Below are 20,125 nucleotides of genomic sequence, written 5' to 3' on the forward strand. Positions count from 1 at the left end.
ACAATGGCGGATCATATGCCAAGCCGGAAACCTCGGGCGAAACCGGTGGGAATGTCGTGGGATGAGGACTGAAAGGGGACATGATGATGGTTGGTGCTACGCGTCGCGCGGGTCGCAGCTCGCTGCATGAGCTTTGCCTCGGTGTGTCATTGTTCGCGCTGTTCGGAGCGGTGCAGCCTGCCTTCGCCCAGGATACCGCAACGCCGACGAAGCCGGTGACGGATGGATCGCAGGGGACGACATCGGGCACCCCCGCCGTCGCTGCCGGCACCGCGCCGACCGCGGAGGGGCAGGCCGCGGCGACCACCGGCACCTCCGGCGCGTCGCAGGACAGTTCGGTCACCCCGCCCGATACCGAACGCGAGGAAATCGTCGTCACCGGCGTCCGCCAGAGCCTCGCCACCGCGCAGAACATCAAGAAGAACAGTGACACCGTCGTCGATGCGATCACCGCGCAGGACATCGGCGCCTTGCCCGACCGGTCGGTCAACGAAGCGTTGCAGCGCGTCCCCGGCGTCGCGATCAGCCGCTTCGCCGCGCCGAACGATTCGCAGCATTTCTCGGTCGAAGGTTCGGGCGTCGTCATCCGCGGGCTGAGCTACGTGCGCGGCGAGTTCAACGGCCGTGACACCTTCGCGGTGTCGGGCGGCCGTGAGATCGGCTTCAACGACGTGCCGAGCGAATTGATCGGCTCGGTCGAGGTGTTCAAGAACCTGACCGCCGACCTGATCGAAGGCGGCATCTCGGGCACGGTCAACATCAACACGCGCAAGCCCTTCGATCAGGACCAGCGGCTGGTCTATCTGTCGGGCAGCATGAACTGGGGCGATCTCGAGCGGCGCGGCGCACCCTCGGTCGTCGGCCTGTACAGCCAGCAATGGGATACCGCCGGCGGCAGCCGCTTCGGAATACTCGCCAGCGCCAGCTATTCGCAGCAATACAGCCGATCGGATTCGGTGTTCCTCGCCTCGATGCTGCCGCGCTACAATGACGATCGCAACGGCAACGGCGTCCAGGATGCGGGCGAGGGGCGGACGATCAACGCCGGCACCGGCTATGCGTCGAGCCTGTTCGATACCTATCCGGTGCCCAATGGCGGTGCCGGCCCGGTCTACGCGCCGGTCGGCGGCGGATCGCGGACGCAGACCTTCGACCGCAAGCGCATCGGCGTCTCCGCCGCCGCGCAGTTCGAGAATGCCGCCAAGACGTTCCTGCTCACCGCGCAATATCTGCGCACCACCGGTGAACAGAACTGGCTGGAGAAGACGATCGAGCCGAACGTCTATTACGGCGACGTCACCACCACCTTCCCGCGCGCCGGGACCACCAACACCTATGACGATAACGGCATCTTCACCAGCGGCTCGATCGTCAAGCGTTCGGGCGCGGTGTTCGGCAATCGGTCGGACGGCACCTATGGCGAGCTGACCCAGTTCGCCCCCAACGGCATCTTCACCACCTTCTCCAACCGCTATTTCTACCAGAAGGCGACGACGCAGGATTTCTCGCTCAACGCGAAGATCGAGCCGACCGACCGGCTGCACGTCAACCTCGACGGCCAATATGTGAAGTCGCAGTCGAAGAACGTCGACGACATCGTCGATATGGCGACCTTCTCCGGCGTCGATATCGACCTGCGCGGCCAGACGCCGCAGATCACGCTGCGACCGGACGGACGCGACACCGCCGGCTATTTCGGCGACAAGGCGTCGACCTATTTCCGCGACGCGTTCAACAACCGCGCCGACAATGACGGCGACGAATGGGCCTTCCGCGGCGACCTGCAATATGACGTCAGCGACGAAAGCTTCCTGCGCAAGCTGCGCGTCGGCGGCCGCTATTCGAAGCGCGACCAGACCGTGCGGACCAACGATTACAACAATTGGGGCGCGGTTTCGGATACCTGGACGGGCGGCGGCCCGGTCGGCTTCAACAGCCTAGCGACCGACCAGGCCTCGCTGTTCGGCTACAAGGACTTCTACCGCAACCAGGCGGTCCAGCCGCCGGCGACCTGGTACATCCCCGAGAATATCATGCGCGACCACGACGCGCTGACCGCGCTGCTGCGCACGGTGACCAAGGCGGGCGGAGGCAATTACACGCCGCTGGAGGATCGCAGTGGCGTCACCGATGGCTATTTCCTGCCCAACGAATATTACCGCAATACCGAGGCGACGTGGAGCGCCTACGCCCGTGCCGACTTCGGTATCGACGATTTCGGCGGCGGGATGAGCCTGTCGGGCAATATCGGCGTGCGCTACGTCCACACCAAGGACGAATCGTTCGGCGCGCTGACCTTCCCGACGCCGAACAACGTCTTCACGCCGGATACGCAGAACCCGGCGCGCTATACGGATCTGGCAAGCTACTGCGCCTATTCGATCGCCAATCCGACGCAGCAGGGCACCATTCCGGTGATCTGTACGCTGTCACCGGCGCAGCAATCGGCGATCCAGGCCTTCTCCAACGGCGGGTCGCGTCCGGACGTCGCCAGCCAGAAGTTCGGCAACTGGCTGCCCAGCTTCAACGCCAAGCTGCAGGTCAACGACAAGCTGCTGTTCCGCTTCGCCGCATCCAAGGCGATCTCGCGCCCCAATTTCGGCGACCTGCGCAACTATATCGGCGTCACGCCGTCGGGCGCGAACATCGCGGGCAGTTACGGTTTCCAGGCGTCGGCGCGCAATCCCTATCTGCGGCCGATCGAGGCGACGCAATTCGACCTCACCGCCGAATGGTATTTCGCCAAGGTGGGGTCGCTGACCGGGGCGGTCTTCTACAAGGACCTGACCAACATCATCCTCGACAATTACGGCTATCAGCGCTCGTTCACCAACAACGGCCAGACGTTCGACGTCACCGTCAATGGCCCGGCCAATGCGCCGGGGCATGGCAAGGTCAAGGGCTTCGAGCTGAGCTACCAGCAGACCTACGACTTCCTGCCCGGCGTCCTGTCGGGACTGGGAACGCAGGCGACCTTCACCTTCGTCGATCCGAGCAACATCCCCAACGGCGTGCCGACCAACGGATCCGCCGATGGCTCGCGGCCGCCGCTCGACGTGACGGGGATCTACAGCAACCTGCCGCTTGCCGGCCTGTCCAAATATAATTTCAACGTCGCCGGCTTCTACGATCGCGGCGGCATCTATGCCCGTTTCGCCTATAGCTGGCGCTCGAAATTCCTGCTGACCAACCGGGATTGCTGCTTCCCGTTCCTGCCGGTCTATTCGCTGTCGACCGGGCAGCTCGACGGGTCGGTGTTCCTGACGGTCAACAAGAACTTCAAGATCGGGATCGAAGCGCAGAACCTGTTGGATACGACCACGAAGACGGTGTTCCTGCTCAATCCGCAGGGGCTGACCGCGCCGCGATCCTATTTCAAGAGCGATCGGCAATTCTCGATCACGACGCGTCTGACCTTCTGATCGGTTCCTCCCCGAGCTGGGTGGAGGGTCGTTCGGCCCTCCACCCTTTTTGCCCGATATCCGGCCGACGCGATCAGCGGCCGCTCTGGATCAGGATCGCGTCGGACGGCAGGATATGGTCGAGGAACGGCAAAATCGCCGCGCCGATCGCCGGCGCGTCGCGGGCCATCACCGCGGGCATGACCTTGGCGCGCGACGGCTGCGGCACCGCGTCGAGCGCCGCGGTCAGGCCCGTCGCGAGCCGCTCAATCAGCGGCATCGGCAGCCGCCCGCCGATCAGGATCGCATCGGGATCGAGCAGGCAATTGATCGCGACGAGCGGCGCGGTGAGTGCCCGGGTGGCATCGGCCAGCCAGCCGTCGATCACCGGCGCCATTCGCGGATCGTCCCCGCCGAGGTCTTCGACGCTCGGCCGCCCGAGCCCCGCTTCTTCGAGCCGGGCGAACAGGGCCGATAGCGATACCGTATCCTGCACCGTCGCGCCGGGGCGGCCCGTCGTATCGGGCATCAGGCCGATCTCGCCGCTGCGGGCGTTGGCGCCGCGATGATAGGAGCGATCGATCACCGGCCCGCCGCCGAGACCGGCGCTGATCAGCAGGTAGAAGAAGCTCGGATTGTCGAAGGCGGTGCCATATTCGGCCTCCCCCAGCGCGGCGGCTGCGGCATCATTGTCGCAATGGATCGGCCACGGCAGGATCGACAGCAGCTCCGCCAGGTCCACGTCGCTCCACCGGTCATAGCCGGCGGGGCGATGGGGCAGGGCGATGCGGCCGAGATCGTCGGGAATGGCGACGCCGACGCCGAGCAGGCGATCGCGGTCGACCCCGCCTTCCGCGATCGCGCGATCGATCTCCGCGCCGACGAAGGCGACGACATCCTCGGGCATGGCGAAGGCGATCTCGCGCGTCGTCCGGCTGCGGACCTGTCCGGCGAGATCGAGCGTCACCAGCGTCAGATGATCGCGGTCGATGTTGAGGCCGATCGCGAAGGCGCCATCGGGATCGATTTGCAGGCGCAGCGCCGGCTGCCCGCGCCCGCCCTGCATGCGCCCGGCATGACGGACGAGGCCCATGTCGACCAGCCGGGTGGTGATATTGGCGATGGTCGGCGCGGTGAGCCCGGTCTGCTGCGCGATCGCGGCGCGGGTGGTGTCGCCGTTCAGCCGCACCGCCTGCAACACGGCGCGCAGGTTATAGTCGCCGGCGCGTTCGAGGTTGGTGCCGGACAGGCTGCGCGACAGCCGGGCGTCGCGCCCGTCGGCGAGCATGGCATCGGTGCGCCCGTTCGATTTGCTGCCGAAGCTGATCGCCATCCCCATCCTCTTCTGGTCTGTGCCGTTCCGTAGAGACGTCGCCGCGTCGGTCACGCGATCGGCGAATCAGCTTGGCCTCTTCCCGCACCAGCTATCGCGCTTCACCTCCAGCAATGGCAAGGTATCATACCAATATAAGCCAAATTCGTCGCGACGTCGACGGACGCGATGGCGCTTGCGCACGGTCATGGCATGTCGCGCAGCGCGCACAGGTCCTTGCGCACGTCGGTTTCGACGACCGGCCCGTCCTGATGGAAGGCCATCGAGACGCGCGTCGCCGGCACATAGGCAGGCCAGACGGGAAGCCCGGCGCCGTTCGGCTGCCCCGTCTTGACGAACTGCGCCCAATAGGCCTGGAGCGGCGGCTCTCCCGGTTGCGGCGGGTCGAAGACGTAGCGCAACTCGCTCGCATGGGCGACGGCGCCGCCCGGCGGGGCATAGTCGAACTGATAATGCCACACCGCGCCGCCCCGGCCGGCGAGCGCATCGGCCACCACGAGCGCGGGGCAGCGGAAGGTGACGTCGGTCGGCAGCTGGTCGGTGATGTCGCCCAGCCGGGGATCGCGCAGCGGCGTGCCGCCGGGTTGCAGGCCGTAGCGGCGCAAGGCGCGCTCGGCATTGCCGCCGTATTCTCGGCGCACCGTCGCCGCGGCGGCGGGCAGGCCGCCGTGCAGCGTCAACTCCTTGGCGTTCGTGCCGATCAGCAGCGGTGCGGGGTTGACCCGGCCTTGCGCCAGCAGCCGTGCCGGCGTGTCGCGCAGCACGCGGCCGTCGACGATCGCCTGCAACCAGACGAAACTGTCGTCGTCGAGCTCGGGCACATCGACGCCGGCATCCGCCGACAGCACCGCCGCCACCGGCAGGGCGCGCAACTGCGCGGCGCTGGCCGTCGCGGGCAGGCCGGCGCGGCGCGCGATGCGGACGCCGAGCGCCTCGTTGCCGGCAAGGCTGCGCGGCGCGGTGCCGAAGCCCGCGGTGCCGCTCTCTTCGATGGCCTGCCGGAACAGGCCGCGCGAACCCGGGCTGAGCAGGTGCAGCCCGACGTCCATCGCCCCGGCGGATTCGCCGGCGATCGTCACGCGCGCAGGGTCGCCGCCGAAGCGCGCGATATTGCGCGCCACCCAGCGCAGCGCCGCCTGCTGGTCCATCAGCCCGTAATTGCCGCTGTGGCCGCCCTGTTCGCGGCTGAGCGCGGGATGCGAGAGGAAGCCGAGCGCGCCGAGCCTGTACTGCACGCTGACCAGCACGATCCCCCGGTCGGTGATGCGTGATTCGACCGTGCCGCCGCCCGCGCCGGCGCGATTGCTGCCGCCATGGATCCAGACCAGCACCGGCCGCTTGCCGGCGAGCGCCGGTGTGCGGACGTCGACGAACAGGCAATCCTCGTCGCTCGCCGCGGCGGCGGCGCGGTTCCAGTCGCCGTAGACGATCTGCGGACAGGCGGCATGCGTCGCCACCGCCGCACGGACCTGCGTCCAGCGGCGCGGCCGCTGCGGTGCGCGCCAGCGCAGGCCCGCGACGGGCGGTGCGGCATAGGGAATGCCGCGAAACACCGCCCCGCGCCCCGCAGCCTCGCCGCGGACCGGGCCGTCGTCGGTCCGCACCACCGGACCTGCCGCCAGCGCGAGCAGCAGCGCGATCATCAGCGCGCCGTCGCGCGCGGCGCGGGTTTCGCCATCGCGGTGCGGATCGCCGCCTCGGCGACCGGAGCCATCACGGCATAGCCCGCCGCATTGGGATGGACCCCGTCATAGGTCCACGCCGCCTTGAGCGCCTGGCCGTCGTGCAACGCGGTCCAGTAATCGGCATAGGTCGCGCCGGTCCGCGCGGCATAGGCCTGCATCCAGCAATTGAGCGCGGCGATCCGGCTGGCGGTGTCGAGACCGGGACGCCACGGGAAATGATCCGCCGGCGGGATCGAGGCGAGGATGACGCGGATGCCGTGCGCCTGGGCGAGTTCGGTCATCGACATCAGATTCGCCTCGGTCTGCTCGGCGGTGATCGGGCCGGTGTTGCCGGCGATGTCGTTCGTGCCGGCCATGATCTGCACGACCTGCGGATGGAGGTCGATGACGTCCTGGCGGAAGCGGAGCAGCATCTGCGGTGTGGTCTGCCCACCGATGCCGCGGCCCTGTCGCCCGTTGGCGAAGAAGGCGGGCACCTTGTCGAACCAGCCCTGGGTGATCGAATCGCCGAGGAAGACGACGCGGACCGGGCCGGTCACCTGCGCATTCGCCGCCCGATAGCGGCCGAGCCAGGCGAAGTCGGTGTGCAACCGGTCCTCGGCCTCCCGCTCCGCCTGCGGCTGCGGTGGCGCGGACGGCGTCGCCTGCGGCACGGCGGCGGCGGAGAGCAGCAGGGCGGCGAACATGGGGGGCATGGTTCAATCTCCCGAAAGGTCAGCGGACCGGGGTGAGGATGGCGACGCCGCCGCCCGAGGCATGGAGGGCGAGGGGAAGGGTGCTCGTGGCGTCGACGGTCCCGCCGCCCGTGGCGAGATCGGCCGCCGTCGCGCCGTCCTGCCAGGTGCGGACGCGGTACCGCCCCTTGCCGAGGAACGTCAGCGGCACGGCGATCGTCTGCCCGGCGTCGGTCATCGCGCCGAGATACCAACGGTCCCCCTTGCGCCGCGCGAGCACGATCAATTCGCCCAGCGTGCCCTGGACGAAGCGCGTCTCGTCCCAGCTCGCCGGCACCTCGGCCAGGAAGTCGAGGCCGGGCTGGCCGCGATAGGCATCGGGCGTGTCGGCGACCGACTGGAGCGGGCTTTCGAACACGACATATTTGGCCAGCTCCGCCGCGCGCGTCGTCTGGGTCTGCGGGCCGTTGACGGCGATGCGGAAGCTTGCCGGCGTGGCGTTGCGATAGCCGCCGGGGGTATAGTCGAGCGGCCCGGCGAGCATCCGCGTATAGGCGAGCGTGATATTGTGGCGCGCGGTGATCCGCTTGGTCCATTTGTTATATTCCGCGCCGAGCACGCCTTCCTGCGTGATGAAGTTCGGCCACGTCCGCGTCATCCCCCAGGGATGCGTCGCGCCGTGCAGGTCGAGCAGCAGATGGTGCCGTGCGGTCGCCGCGGCGAGGCGGTGGTAGAAGTCGACCATCGCCTGATCGTCGCGGTTCATGAAATCGACCTTGATGCCCTTCGCGCCGAACTTTTCGACCGCGGCGAGCACCCCCTCCATGTCCCGATCGAGCAGCTGCCAGTTGATCCAGAGGATCAGGCCGACGTCGCGCGCTCGCGCATAGCGGACCAGCCCCGGCAGATCGATCGCCGGGATCGGCCTGGTCGGATCAGCACCGGGCAGGACGAGCGGCCCGGTGCCGCTGTTGGCGTACCAGCCATCGTCGATCATCATATAGGGCAGCTTGAGCGACGCGGCGAAATCGATGAACGCGCGCTCGGTCGCGGCGTTGGACCCGGCCGGCGTGACGCCGGCGAGCAGCGGCCCCGACCACCAGTCCCAGGCGGTCTTGCCCGGCCTGACCCAGGCGAAATCGCCCTGTGGCGGCGGATTGAGGCTGGTGAGCAGCGTATGTTCGATCAGCTTGCCGGCGGTGTCGGCGACCATCACGACGCGCCATGGCGAAACGATCCCGGCGCCGACGTCCAGCCTGACCGCGATCGCCGGATCGTCGGGCCGGCGGGTGAGCTTCGCCGCCACTCCGAGCGCGCCGGTCTCGGTGCCGGTGAGGTACATCACCGGCCAATGCTCCACCGCCGCTTCGGCGATGGCGATCGACGGGCCGGCGTTGCCGGTGTCGCAGACGAGCGGCAGCTCATACAGATTGTGGGGGCGGATCGCCGCGGCGCGAACCGGATCATATTCCCCCTCGTGGCTCGTTCCGAAGCTGCCGAGGTTGAGCCCGGTGCACGCATAGTCGCCGGCGAAGGCGAATTGCGTCAGCTCGTTGGCGATGCGCAGCGTCGTCAGCCCGGGCTGTTGCGGCACGCCGTAACGCAGCGCGATGCCGCCGTCATAGGCACGTAGGATCAGGTCGAGCCGGCGGTGCGTGCCGCCCGGCTCCGCGAGATGGACGATGATCTGGTTGTAGCGCTCCGCCACCGCGGCGACCTTGCCGGCGCGGAGCGTATAGCGGTCCTCACCCTGCGAGGGGGCGACGCCGGTCGTGCGCAGGCCGTTGGCGAGCTTGGCATATTGCTCGAATTCGAGGCCGAGCGGCGACGGGGTGATGACCGGGCGGCCGGCGACCGCCAGCGCATAGGTCGGCTGATCGTCCGCGTTCGTGCCGAGCGTGACGACCAGCCGCCCGTCGGGCGAGGCGACGGTCTGCGCGGCCGCCGGCGCGGCGATCAGCGTGGCGGCGAGCCACAGCGCCCTCAACGGACCGGCTCCGCCGCCGCGGCGACGTTCCAGCCGCGCAATGCGACGCGGGCGGCGCGCGCCTTCGCGGTCGGATAGCGGACCGTCACCGTGCGCGTCTCGCCCGGCAGCAGCGACACGTAATTGTCGCTGAAATAGGCGGGCAGGATCTGGCTGCCGTCGCCGTTCATCATCGTCAGCTTGGTTTCGATCGCCGGGGTGCGCGCCGGGTTGGCGAGGGTGACGCGGACTTCGGTCTCGTCGCCGACGGCGGCGCTGGCGAGCGTCGTCGTTAGCGTGACCGGCGCCAGTTTGGTCAGGCCGCGATAGGCGGCATCGTCGGCACCCTGCCAGTAGAGGTTGCGGGAGAGGTCCTTGCCCGCCGCATCGCGCGCCGACAGCGCGACGAGGACGAGCCCGTTCGCGGTGAGCGCGGGCAGATCGAGCGCCAGGGCATCGCTGGCCGCCTCGTGCGCGGCGGTGATCGTCGTGCTGCGGTCGAGCAGCGTCCGGCCGGCGAGGTCGACGACCTTGGCGGTAACGGTCGCGCCGGCGATGTCGGTCAGGCGGTTGTTGACGAGGACGACCTTGCCGTCGGGCAGGTTCATCTGGACATGCACCGGCTCCGCCGCCTTCTTGACGCCGTAGAAGCTGGCATGGGTGTCATAGTCGGACGAGAAGATCTGCCACGCCGACGACGGCCAGGCCGGCTGCGTCATCCACAGCATCCGCCCCGAATTCACCGTCCACAGCCCGGCGTTCATCCCCTCGAAGATGGCACGATAGGATTCGTACTGCATCATCTGCGCCTTGCGCTCGAAGTCGGGCAGGCTGGTGCCCGCACCGAAGCGGGCGGCGAGTGCATCCATATAGGTCTTGACCCCGCCGTTCCCGGTCTGGTGCCAGTCGTGATAGGCCCAGGTGTCGCCGATCGGCCATTGATCCGCCTTCGGAATCGCGCGCTGCCACGCCTCCAGCGTCGGCAGCGACGGCGTGCCGCTCTCGACCGAAAAGCCGCGGGCGTGCTCGGTGAAATATTCCACCGGCGGGCGCCAGTTATACGGCCCGGAATTCTGCAGATTCACCCGGTTCGACGAGCCCATGTAGAGCCGCGTTCCGTCTTCCTTGGCGATCAGATCCTCGAGCGCGGTGTTGAGCGCCGGCTGCGGCACGCCTTCGTTGCGCCCGAACCAGACGACGATCGACGGGTGGTTGCGATAGCGTTTCACCACGTCGGTCGCATTGGCCATGAACAGCCCGACGTCCTGTGCCTCGATATTGTAGTCCTGCGTCGACTCCCAGAAGTCGCTCAGCACCATCAGGCCATATTCGTCGGCGAGATCGAAGAAGGTCTCGCTGGTGTCCTGGCCGACCCAGTTGCGGATGATGTTGAGATGCGCATCCTGGTGGAGACGGAACATCGGCTCGAGGCGGGCGCGATCGCTCCGCTTCATGAAGTCGTCCATGCCGATATTGCCACCGCGCGCGGCGATCTTCACGCCATTGACGCGGATGACGAGATAGGGCGACAGGCCCGGTGCATCGGTGACCGGCGTCACCGCCGGGCTTCGTTCGGCACCGGCGACGAGGCTCGCCGCCCAACCGTCGCGTACCTTCCGGATACCCTCGTGGCTGCCGTCGACAATGCGCTGGTGGAGGCTGCGGGCCTTGGTCAGATCGACGCCGACGCGCTCCAGACGGCCCGCCTGGTCCATCAGCGACAGATCGTAGGTGACCTGCCGCATGCCGAACCGCAGGCGTTTGACGTCGCTCGGCGCGCCATCGACGCTGGCGGTGACGGTCAGGTCGTGGAGCGCGGGATCGCCATAGCCGTTCGGCCACCACAGCCGCGGATGGTGCACCGAAAGCGCCGGAAAGTCGGCCGGCGTCATCACCACGTCGGCGTGCTCGCCCGGCATCAGCGCCACCTGCTTTTCGACGGCCACGTCATCGAAGGCGGCGCGGACGGTCGCGGTGACGCGCCGATCGCCGGTGTTGGTGAGCGGCGTCGTGATCTCGACCGCGGCGACCGAATTGTCGGCGCGCGGCAGGCTGGTGACGACGTGGGGATCGCCGATCGCTGCCGCCCCCGTCGCGGCGAGCGAGACACCCTGCCACAGGCCGGTATTGCGGTCGCGGATCGACGGGATCCAGTCCCAGCCTTCGGTGGCGACGAAGGTCGGCCCGTCGAGCATCTGCATGCCGCCATTCTCTCCCACGCCGGCGGTCATCGATTCCTCGTGCGCGATGCCGGGATGGGGCGGCGGGGAAACGCGGACGGCGATCGCGTTGCGGCCCGGCGCCAGGGTCACCGCGACCCGGCCGCGGATGAAGGCGCCCTTCATCGCGCCGACGCGGCTGCCGTTGACCCATATGTCGGCGGCATAATTGACGCCGTCGAAGGTGAGGATCTGGCGCTTGCCGGCGACGTCGGCCGGCGCGTCGAATTCGGTGCGGTACCAATAGTCTTGCCGGGCGAGCGTTTCCGGAATGACCGTGTTGTTGAGGCCGTAGGCGGGGTCGGGATAGACGCCGCGATCGACCAGCGTGGTCAGCACCGTGCCCGGCACGGTCGCGGCATACCAGCGGCTGGCGTCGAACCCGGTGCGGCTGATCGCGGCGGCGTCGCCGGTAACGGTCGGCGCGGCGGCAAGGCGCCAGCCGTCGATCGCCCAGCTGCCGTCGGCGCGACGGACGGGACCGCGCACCACCGGCAGCGGCTTGGCGACGGCGGCGGGGATCGGCGCGTTCGAGCGGGGGCGGGTCCAGGCATCCTGCGGGGCAAGCTGGCCCGCCATCTGGCGCACCTGGACGGGCCAATGCGGGCTGCCTTCGGTGAAGGCGATGAGCGCAGGATCGGGGCGCGTCGCGGCGCGGCTGCGGAGCAGCGCCGGAGACAGGGCGTCGGCCTCAAGCTGGAAGCCGGCGATACGACCGGCGAACGGCGCTCCACTGCCGCGCGGCGCGAGCGTGGCGACCGGCGGCACCGGTGCCGCGGCGATCCGTCCGCTGGCGATCATCCTGCCGTCGACGAAGAGGCGGACGCGGCCCGCTTCGGCAATTGCGGCGAGGTGATACCAGCGCCCGGGCGACAGCCTCGTCGTGGCGGTGATCGTCCCGCCCTCGGTGATCAAGGCGGGGTGATCGGCATTCAGGGCAAGGAAGCGGCGCGGTCCCTGCGCCGCATCGCCGAAGCCGGCGACCGGCACCAGGGTCGAGGGCAGCGCCTGTGGCTCGATCCATGCCGACAGCGTCCAGCGGCCAGCCTCGATCGGCGTCGAAGCGTCGCCGATCGTCTGGCGGATCGCTTCCCCACCCGAGGGCAGGTCAGCGTTGAACGGGCCGTAGGTCTGCGCCGTCGCGGCGCTCGCCAGCATCGTCGCTGCCAACAGTCCTATCGATCCAGCTGCCGCCGAACGCTTCGCCATCCTGACCTCTCCCCTTGCGGCGACGTTATCGTCTGCCGTCCGCATCGAGAGGAAGCACAGTCCGGCAGAAAAGCCAAATTGAAATATGTATTGCCGGGGTCGTGGTGCGAAGGCGGGGTACTGCGGCTCCCGCTCTCGGCTCGCCAAGCTGTGGGCGCCTGTGGCCGCGTCAGCCCGCCAGCGGGTCGAGGGGGAAGATCAGCAGCGTCGATGTCGCCGAGGCGCAGAGGCGCCCCTGCGCGTCGACCAATGTCGCTTCCGAAAAGCCGACGCGGCGGCCGATCGACATGATCTTGCCCTCGGCGCGGACCGGTCCGCTCGCCTCGCTCAGCGGCCGGTGGTAGGCGATCTTCAGCTCCAGCGTCGTATATCCCAGGCCCGCCGCCAGAGCCGAATGCACCGCGCATCCGCAGGCGCTGTCGAGCAGCGTGGCGGCATAGCCGCCATGGACCGATCCGATCGGATTATAGACCTTGCGCGAAGGCGAGCCGGCGAACACGACGCGGCCGCGCTCCAGTTCGACCATGGTGAAATCCAGCGTCTCGCCGATCGGCGGCTGACGATTGGCCGCCATCAGCGCTGCCAGTTGGTCGTGGCCGTCGAGTCCGGCATGTTCGGTCAGAACGTTCATCGGCGGGCATCCTCTTCGTCATTCGTCGCGACGCACAGCGCCGGTGTGATTCCGGCGCGGGTCGCGCGCGGTCCCCTCTTTGGCGGCGAGGCATCATGCCCGACAAGGCGGGATTTTCCGGCGATCCGCCGATCGCGATAGCGCAGCGATCCTCAAGGCCCGGTCGAACGACAATCCGGCAAGGCGTTCTGATGCCCATTCCGCGGGCGCCGACGCCGCAATGCCCGGCCATCGGCGTGCGCCCGCTCGCCGCAGATTTGGCCCGACGCAGAATTTCTACCTCGATTTGATCGGGGGCGGGGGGCAGGCTAGGCGTCAACGAAGCATGTGCGAGGCTCGATAGTGCTGGCTGACATAAACCCGCTCTATACGCTCGCGGGCGTCGGCGTCGGGACACTCGTCGGATTGACCGGGGTCGGCGGCGGATCGCTGATGACGCCATTGCTGGTGCTCGCCTTCGGTTTCCACCCGGCGACCGCCGTGGGCACCGATCTGCTGTATGCGTCTGCCACCAAATCGGTGGGGACCGTCGTCCACGGCGTCGGCGGCACGGTCGACTGGCGGGTGGTCGGGCGGCTGGCCACGGGCAGTATCCCGGCGACGCTGGCGACGCTGGGCGTGATGTCATGGTCCGGCGCGCAACTGGGCGGCGCCGCGCATATCATCACCGCGACGCTCGGCGCCGCCTTGCTCGCCACCGCGATCGCCATTCTCTTCCGGCGACAGATCGTCGCTTATTGTCACGCGCGGCTCGGCACGATGTCCGGGCGCAGCGTCGCGCGCTCGACGATCCTGCTCGGCGTCCTGCTCGGCGTGATGGTCTCGCTCACCTCGGTCGGGGCGGGGGCGCTCGGCATGACCGTGTTGCTGGTCCTCTATCCGCAGCTGCCGACCAACCGGCTGGTCGGGTCGGACATCGCGCATGCGGTGCCGTTGACGCTGATCGCCGGTTCCGGACATTGGCTCATGGGATCGGTCGACGTCGGGCTGCTCGCGTCGCTGCTGATCGGATCGGTGCCCGGGATCATCTTCGGCAGCCTGATCTCGACCCGCATCTCGGACGACGTGCTGCGTCCGATCCTCGCGGTGACGCTCGCGCTGGTCGGGTGGAAGATGTTCTTCTAGGGCCGTAGCGGCGGGCGGCCGGCGTCTGCGCCGCCGAGGCGGTGCCGGGGACGGATTCGTAAAGCGCTGCGCGCGGGTCCTTAGCGATCCGGGGGCGATGGTCGGGGAGACAGGATTCGAACCTGCGACATCCTGCTCCCAAAGCAGGCGCGCTACCGGACTGCGCCACTCCCCGACGCGGGTCAGCCCTTAGGCGGGCGGGGACCGGAATGGCAAGCGGCAATGCGGCTTTGTCGCGCGGGAGAGGCGATCCCACGCCGACCAAAGCAGGAAGGTGGTGCCGGTTGCAGGAATCGAACCCGCGACCTTCGGTTTACAAAACCGCTGCTCTACCAGCTGAGCTAAACCGGCGCGGGCGCCCTCATGGCCGAAGCGCCGGCGCTAGTCCACCCCGCCGCTGCGTTCGCTGCGCAGTCTGTCCCAATGCGCCAGCCGCTCCTGCAAGCGCGCCTCGAAGCCGCGGCCGCTCGGTTCGTAGAAGGTCTGCGGCTGCAGCTCGTCGGGCCAGTAATTGGCGCCGGAAAAGGCGTCGGCGGTGTCGTGATCATAGGCGTAGTCCGCGCCATAGCCGATCTGCTTCATCAACTTGGTCGGGGCGTTGAGGATATTGGCGGGCGGCATCAGCGAGCCCGTCTCGCGCGCGCTGCGCCACGCCTTCTTCTGCGCCATATAGGCGGCGTTCGATTTGGGCGCGGTGGCGAGATAGAGGCACGCCTGCGCGATCGCCAGTTCGCCCTCGGGCGAACCGAGGAAGTCGTAGGTGTCCTTGGCGGCGATGCACTGGACCAAAGCCTGCGGGTCGGCGAGGCCGATATCCTCGACCGCGGCGCGGGTGAGGCGGCGCAGCAGGTAGAGCGGCTCCTCGCCCGCGGTCAGCATCCGCGCCAGATAGTAGAGCGCCGCCTGCGGGTCCGATCCGCGGATGCTCTTATGCAGCGCGCTGATCAGGTTATAATGCCCCTCGCGATCCTTGTCGTAGACCGCGACGCGGCGCTGGAGGAAGGCGGACAGGCCGGCGGGGTCGAGCGGCGCGTCGATCTGCACCGCGAACAGCGTCTCGGCCTGGTTGAGCAGGAAGCGGCCGTCGCCGTCCGCCTGCGCGATCATCGCCGCGCGCGCCGCGGGGGTCAGCGGCAGCGCGCGCCCCTCCGCCGCCTCGGCCCGGTCGAGCAACTGGCCGAGCGCCTCCGCGCCGAGCCGGTGGAGGATCAGCACCTGCGCACGGCTCAGCACCGCGGCGTTGAGTTCGAACGACGGATTCTCGGTGGTCGCGCCGACGAGGATGACGGTGCCGTCCTCGACGAAGGGGAGGAAGCCGTCCTGCTGCGCGCGGTTGAAACGGTGGATCTCGTCGACGAACAACAGGGTGCGCTTGCCGATGCGGGCGTGGTCGCGCGCCTCGGCGAAGGCCTTCTTGAGCTCGGCGACGCCCGAGAACACCGCCGAGATGGCGACGAAGCGCAGATCGACCGCGGCGGCGAGCAGCCGCGCGATCGTCGTCTTGCCGGTGCCCGGCGGCCCCCACAGGATCATCGACGACAGCCGGCCGGCGGCGACCATCCGCCCGATCGCGCCGTCGGGTCCGGTGAGATGCTCCTGGCCGACCACCTCACCGAGCGCGCGGGGACGCAGCCGGTCGGCGAGCGGGGCGTCGCCGGTGGGGGTGGGCGCGACGGGAGGCTCCGGATCGAGGCCGGTGAGCAGATCTGCCATCGGCCCGAGATAGGCGGGCAGGGGGCCGGCGTCACCCCCCCCGACACGGGTCAGCCGCTTTCAAAATATATCTTGAGGGGTCTTGCGGTATGACCAGTAAGATATATCTTCGCTGCATCATGACAGACAGGGAATCGATCATGCACGGATTTGGATTTGGATTTGGCCACGGCCATGGCGGCCGTCAGCGCGGCTGCGGCCCCCGCGGCGGGCATCACCGCTGGGACCGTTTCGCTGCGGACTTCGCCGAACGGTGGGACGAGGCGCAGCGCGGCGGCGGCCGGCGGCGGATGTTCGATGGCGGCGAGCTGCGGCTGGTGCTGCTGCGGCTGATCGCCGACGAACCGCGCCACGGCTATGAGCTGATCAAGGCGATCGAGGAACTGACCGGCGGCGTCTATGCGCCATCGCCGGGGATGGTCTATCCGGCGCTGACGATGCTCGCTGAGATGGAGCTGATCGCCGAACAGCCGTCCGACAATGCGCGCAAGCGGTTCGTCGTCACCGCGGCGGGTGAGGCGCATCTCGCCGAACATGCCGAGCAGGTGGCGATGCTGATCGCCCGCCTCACCGAGGTCGGCGCGCATCGCGCGCGCAGCGATCGCGCGCCCGTCCGCCGCGCGCTGCACAATCTGCGCAACGTCCTGCGCAACCGGCTGGAGGCCGACGATCTGTCGGAGGAGGCCGCGCATGAGGTCGCCGCGCTGATCGACGAGGTCGTCCGCAAGATCGAGCGCATCAAGTGAGCGCCTCGGTCGCCCGCGTGCCGACGGCATCGGCCAGCCGCTATCTCCAGCAGCTCGCCAAGCATTGGAGCCACAAGATGACGGTAAGCTTCACCGCCGAGGAGGGGACGATCACCTTCCCCAACGGATCGGTTCTGGTGATGCGCGCCGACAGCGAGACGCTCGACCTTTTGCTCACCGTGCCGGCGGGCGAGGATGTCGAGCGGATGCGCGGCGTCGTCGCCAGCCATCTCGACCGCTTCGCGATCCGCGAGGCGCCGCTGACCTTCGACTGGCGCGAGGGGTAGGGCGCGCGCCGGTCAGCGGCGGGCGAGCACCAGATAGGTGTCGAGCACGGTCTGGTTGGCGCTGTCCCAGCGATAATGCGCGGCGCGGGCGATGCCGGCCGCGCTCATGCTCGCCTTCAGGGCGGGATCGCCGACGATGCGCGCGATCGCATCGGCATAGCCGGCGATGTCGGTCGGATCGACGAGGAAGCCGGTGACGCCGTCCTCGACCAGGTCGACCGCGCCGGTCGCGCGCGCCGCGACGACGGGGACGCCCGCCGCCATCGCCTCGGTGGTGACGTTGCCGAACGTCTCGGTGATCGACGGGTTGAAGAACACGTCCATCGACGCGACCGCGCGGCCGAGGTCGTCGCCCGACTGGAAGCCGGCGAAGATCGCGCCCGGCGCCTGTTCGGCGAACCAGTCCTGCGCCGGTCCCTTGCCGATCACCAGCACCTTGTGCGGCACGCCGCGGCGGGTGAGCGCCTTCACCACCTCGGCGAAGACGTCGAGGCCCTTTTCCTTGACCAGCCGGCCGAGGAAGCCGACCGCCATCTCGTCGTCGCCGATGCCGCGCTCGCGCCGCCAGGCGAGGCTGCGCCGCTCGGGCACGAAGGTGTCGTGATCGATGCCGCGCGACCAGATGGTGATCGGCGTCGTCACGCCCCATTCGCGCAGCAGCGTCCCCATGCTCGGGCTCGGCGGCATCACCACGTCGACGCGATTGTAGAAGCGCGTCATCAGCGCCTTGATCCATGGCTCGACGAAGCCGATCCGGTAATAGCGGAAATAGGTCTCGAACCGCGTGTGGAACGAGGCGACCGCGGGCACGCCGTTGCGCCGCGCCCAGCTTACCGCGCCATGGTTGAGCAGATCGGGCGCCGAGACGTGGACGATGTTGGGGGCGAAGGCCTCGACATCCTCGCGCGTCGTCTTCGGCAGATAGCGGCCGAGCAGATATTCGGCGCGGCCGCCCGGCATCGGGATCGCCGGCACCGAGACGAGCTCGCCGACCGGCGGAAAGGCGGGCGGATCGATCGTCGGGGAATAGATGCGCACCGCCGCGCCGCGATCGAGCAGATGGCCGACGAGCAGGTTGAGCGCCTGGTTCGCGCCATCGCGGGTGTAGTTATAATTGCCGCTGAACAGCGCGATACGAAGATCAGAGGGTTGCATACCGACACCGGCCATAGCGGCCCGATTGCGGCGTGACTATGTCGGCGGCCGCAATGATCTTCGGCACCGGCAGCGGATCGGCGGCATGGCCGGTAGCGGCGGGAGACTGGCGGCACCGCGATGATCGGTGCCAGCCGCAAGCGACCGCGCCCCGGTGCGCCGCCTCGGCACCGCCGGTCGAAGTGCCGCCTCGTGGCAGTGTATGCCGTGCCGTCTCCGCGCGCCGGCGCGGATATTTGTTCCCTTCCCGTTCTCGTCGCACTATATCCGCGCGCATGGCGAAACCGCAGAAACGATATGTGTGCCAGGCGTGCGGATCGGTGTCGCACCGCTGGGCGGGGCAGTGCGCCGATTGTGCCGAATGGAATACTTTGGTCGAGGAGGCGGCGGCGGTCGTCACGCCGTTCCAGGCCAAGCACGACCTGCGCACCGGCGGCCGCTCGTTCCAGCTCGTCGGGCTCGACGCCGATATCGTCCTGCCCGAGCGGATGGCGACCGGCATCGCCGAGCTCGACCGCGCGCTCGGCGGCGGCTTCGTCGAAGGCTCGGCGACGCTGATCGGCGGTGATCCCGGCATCGGCAAGTCGACCCTGCTGTTGCAGGCGGCGGCCAAGCTCGCGCTCGCCGGACGCAGCGTCGCCTATGTCTCGGGCGAGGAGGCGACCGATCAGGTGCGGCTGCGCGCACGGCGGCTCGGCATCGGCCAGGCGCCGGTGCAGCTCGCCGCGGCGACCTCGACGCGCGACATCCTGACGACGCTGTCGATCGGCCAGGCGCCGGACCTGCTGGTGATCGATTCGATCCAGACCATGCACTCCGACCTGATCGAGGGCGCGCCGGGCACGGTCAGCCAGGTGCGTGCGTCGAGCCAGGAGCTGATCCGCTTTGCCAAGGAGCGCGGCACCGCGCTGGTGCTGGTCGGCCACGTCACCAAGGACGGCGCGATCGCCGGGCCGCGCGTGCTCGAACATATGGTCGACACCGTGCTCGCCTTCGAAGGCGAGCGCAGCCATCAATATCGCATCCTCCGCGCGATCAAGAACCGCTTCGGCGGCACCGACGAGATCGGCGTCTTCGCGATGCAGAGCGAGGGACTGGCCGAGGTCTCCAATCCCTCGGCATTGTTCCTGACGCAGCGCGACGAGGGGGTGACCGGCACGACGGTGTTCCCGGCGCTGGAAGGGACGCGGCCGGTGCTGGTCGAGATCCAGGCGCTGGTGGTGCGGCTGGCGAGCGGCGCGACGCCGCGGCGCGCGGTGGTCGGCTGGGACAGCGGCCGGCTGGCGATGATCCTCGCGGTGCTGGAGGCGCGCTGCGGGCTCAGTTTCTCCAACGCCGAAGTCTATCTCAACATCGCCGGCGGCTATCGCGTGCAGGACCCGGCGGCGGACATGGCGGTGGCGGCGGCGCTGATCTCGGCGCTGTCCGAACGGCCGGTGCCGATCGACGCGGTCGCCTTCGGCGAGGTCGCATTGTCGGGCGAGATCCGCCCGGTCGCGCATGGCGCGCTGCGGCTCAAGGAGGCGGGCAAGCTCGGCTTCGAACGCGCGCTGGTGCCGGCGGCGGTGGCGAAGGAGGACAGCGCGCTGCGGATGACGGGCTTCCGGACTCTGGGGGCGTTCGTGGATCATATGCTCGGACGGTGAGCGTGGGTTGGGCGTTCGGTCAGGCGGCGTCCGTCCGATGTCCGGGAGGCCGGTCCGACAAAGCGGCCTGAAGGTGGCGAGTCGCTGGCAGCCTGTGAGGGGCACACGTGCCATTTTCCCGAGGACATAGGCAGGTCCACAGCCCCCCATTCGTCATCCCGGCGAAAGCCGGGATCCATGGACACGGCGCTGTCGGTAGTCACGCGCAACCCTGACCGCCCGTATCCATGGATCCCGGCTTTCGCCGGGATGACGAGGGTGGGGCCAGGTGGTCCATCACCGCCGGTGCCGCGACGGGGACTAGCGCCTCCGCCCCGGCATCCCTATTCCCAAGC

The 20,125-nt window shown here is 68.7% G+C and carries 13 protein-coding genes and 2 tRNA genes; 5 read left to right on the top strand and 10 right to left on the bottom strand.

All coding sequences use genetic code 11. The features are described 5' to 3' along the window. Positions 1 to 143: 143 nt before the first annotated feature. A complete protein-coding gene (locus tag PBN85_RS08305; RefSeq protein WP_271300737.1) occupies positions 144 to 3,422 on the top strand; it encodes a TonB-dependent receptor in 3,279 nt (1,092 codons plus the stop codon). Between the two features lie 73 nt (positions 3,423 to 3,495). Here PBN85_RS08305 and PBN85_RS08310 read toward each other — a convergent pair whose 3' ends face one another. From PBN85_RS08310 to PBN85_RS08335, 6 genes are all read right to left on the bottom strand, one after another. Continuing rightward, positions 3,496 to 4,734: an ROK family transcriptional regulator gene (locus tag PBN85_RS08310; RefSeq protein WP_037531307.1), complete on the bottom strand. Its 1,239-nt coding sequence runs from the start codon at positions 4,732 to 4,734 to the stop codon at positions 3,496 to 3,498. A gap of 185 nt (positions 4,735 to 4,919) precedes the next feature. Next, a complete protein-coding gene (locus PBN85_RS08315; RefSeq protein ID WP_271300738.1) occupies positions 4,920 to 6,377 on the bottom strand; it encodes a carboxylesterase/lipase family protein in 1,458 nt (485 codons plus the stop codon). Next, positions 6,377 to 7,105, bottom strand: coding sequence for a GDSL-type esterase/lipase family protein (locus PBN85_RS08320; protein ID WP_271300863.1), 729 nt, complete (start codon positions 7,103 to 7,105; stop codon positions 6,377 to 6,379). The genes PBN85_RS08315 and PBN85_RS08320 overlap by 1 nt, the downstream gene beginning before the upstream one ends. Positions 7,106 to 7,133: 28 nt before the next feature. Then, on the bottom strand, positions 7,134 to 9,080 hold the full coding sequence (locus PBN85_RS08325) for a glycoside hydrolase family 97 protein (protein WP_271300739.1): 1,947 nt from the start codon (positions 9,078 to 9,080) through the stop codon (positions 7,134 to 7,136). Further along, positions 9,077 to 12,448 carry a glycosyl hydrolase 2 galactose-binding domain-containing protein gene (locus tag PBN85_RS08330; RefSeq protein WP_271300740.1) on the bottom strand — a complete coding sequence of 1,124 codons (3,372 nt, stop codon included), beginning with the start codon at positions 12,446 to 12,448 and terminating at the stop codon, positions 9,077 to 9,079. The genes PBN85_RS08325 and PBN85_RS08330 overlap by 4 nt, the downstream gene beginning before the upstream one ends. 208 nt (positions 12,449 to 12,656) lie before the next feature. Beyond that, entirely contained in the window at positions 12,657 to 13,118 is a 462-nt protein-coding gene (locus tag PBN85_RS08335) for a PaaI family thioesterase (protein ID WP_271300741.1), read from the bottom strand. 345 nt (positions 13,119 to 13,463) lie between these two features. On the opposite strand from PBN85_RS08335, the gene PBN85_RS08340 reads away from it, so the two are divergent. Then, positions 13,464 to 14,243 carry a sulfite exporter TauE/SafE family protein gene (locus PBN85_RS08340; protein WP_200870331.1) on the top strand — a complete coding sequence of 260 codons (780 nt, stop codon included), beginning with the start codon at positions 13,464 to 13,466 and terminating at the stop codon, positions 14,241 to 14,243. A 98-nt stretch (positions 14,244 to 14,341) separates the two neighbouring features. Here the strand turns inward: PBN85_RS08340 and PBN85_RS08345 are convergent. From PBN85_RS08345 to PBN85_RS08355, 3 genes are all read right to left on the bottom strand, one after another. Next, positions 14,342 to 14,418 (bottom strand) — tRNA-Pro (locus tag PBN85_RS08345). A gap of 100 nt (positions 14,419 to 14,518) precedes the next feature. Beyond that, a tRNA-Thr gene (locus tag PBN85_RS08350) sits at positions 14,519 to 14,594 on the bottom strand. Positions 14,595 to 14,624: 30 nt separating this feature from the next. After that, a complete protein-coding gene (locus PBN85_RS08355) occupies positions 14,625 to 15,956 on the bottom strand; it encodes a replication-associated recombination protein A (protein ID WP_271300742.1) in 1,332 nt (443 codons plus the stop codon). Positions 15,957 to 16,096: 140 nt separating this feature from the next. On the opposite strand from PBN85_RS08355, the gene PBN85_RS08360 reads away from it, so the two are divergent. Together PBN85_RS08360 and PBN85_RS08365 are read left to right on the top strand one after the other, a co-directional pair. Continuing rightward, positions 16,097 to 16,702, top strand: coding sequence for a PadR family transcriptional regulator (locus PBN85_RS08360; RefSeq protein WP_037531295.1), 606 nt, complete (start codon positions 16,097 to 16,099; stop codon positions 16,700 to 16,702). Next, positions 16,699 to 16,989, top strand: coding sequence for a DUF2218 domain-containing protein (locus tag PBN85_RS08365; RefSeq protein ID WP_271300743.1), 291 nt, complete (start codon positions 16,699 to 16,701; stop codon positions 16,987 to 16,989). Before PBN85_RS08360 ends, PBN85_RS08365 begins: the two co-directional genes overlap by 4 nt. A 12-nt stretch (positions 16,990 to 17,001) precedes the next feature. Here PBN85_RS08365 and PBN85_RS08370 read toward each other — a convergent pair whose 3' ends face one another. Then, the gene (locus tag PBN85_RS08370; RefSeq protein ID WP_271300744.1) at positions 17,002 to 18,144 is read right to left on the bottom strand and encodes a glycosyltransferase family 4 protein; all 1,143 of its coding nucleotides are present in this window, start codon (positions 18,142 to 18,144) and stop codon (positions 17,002 to 17,004) included. Positions 18,145 to 18,419: 275 nt separating this feature from the next. Here PBN85_RS08370 and radA point away from each other — a divergent pair, with 275 nt between their 5' ends. Further along, entirely contained in the window at positions 18,420 to 19,790 is a 1,371-nt protein-coding gene (radA, locus tag PBN85_RS08375; RefSeq protein ID WP_271300745.1) for a DNA repair protein RadA, read from the top strand. The last annotated feature ends 335 nt before the right edge of the window (positions 19,791 to 20,125 follow it).

Origin of the sequence: Sphingomonas sp. CV7422, from assembly GCF_027945725.1 — a bacterium.
Lineage (GTDB): Bacteria > Pseudomonadota > Alphaproteobacteria > Sphingomonadales > Sphingomonadaceae > Sphingomonas > Sphingomonas kyungheensis.